Source organism: Haemophilus haemolyticus, from assembly GCF_001008275.1.
GTDB lineage: Bacteria > Pseudomonadota > Gammaproteobacteria > Enterobacterales > Pasteurellaceae > Haemophilus > Haemophilus haemolyticus_P.
Genome location: NZ_LCTH01000059.1, coordinates 1 through 648, shown reverse-complemented (window position 1 = coordinate 648; position 648 = coordinate 1). Strand labels below are relative to the sequence as shown.

1 rRNA gene is annotated in these 648 nt (G+C 45.8%); it reads right to left on the bottom strand.

The features are described from left to right. Positions 1 to 475, bottom strand: a 16S ribosomal RNA gene (locus AAX15_RS08860); the annotation flags it as partial. Between the last annotated feature and the right edge of the window lie 173 nt (positions 476 to 648).

The window sequence follows — 648 nt, the reverse complement described above, 5'->3', positions numbered from 1 at the left end:
GATGTACTATTAACACATCAACCTTCCTCAATACCGAAAGAACTTTACAACCCGAAGGCCTTCTTCATTCACGCGGCATGGCTGCGTCAGGGTTCCCCCCATTGCGCAATATTCCCCACTGCTGCCTCCCGTAGGAGTCTGGACCGTGTCTCAGTTCCAGTGTGGCTGGCCATCCTCTCAGACCAGCTAGAGATCGCAGGCTTGGTAGGCCTTTACCCCACCAACTACCTAATCCCACTTGGGCTCATCCCATGGCATGCGGCCTTACGGTCCCGCACTTTCATCTTCCGATACTACGCGGTATTAGCTACAGTTTCCCGTAGTTATCCCCCTCCATAAGCCAGATTCCCAAGCATTACTCACCCGTCCGCCACTCGTCAGCAAGAAAGCAAGCTTTCTCCTGCTACCGTTCGACTTGCATGTGTTAAGCCTGCCGCCAGCGTTCAATCTGAGCCATGATCAAACTCTTCAATTCAAGTTCAATCGCTCAATAAACTGCTTAGCTATAAATAAAACACTACTTAAAAAAGTAATTATGAATTTTCAGTTAAGCACCTATTAAGACTTCAAAATTAAAAATATTTTTAAAACAAGTCAATCAACAAGTGCCCACACAGATTGTCTGATACATTGTTAAAGAGCAAAAAA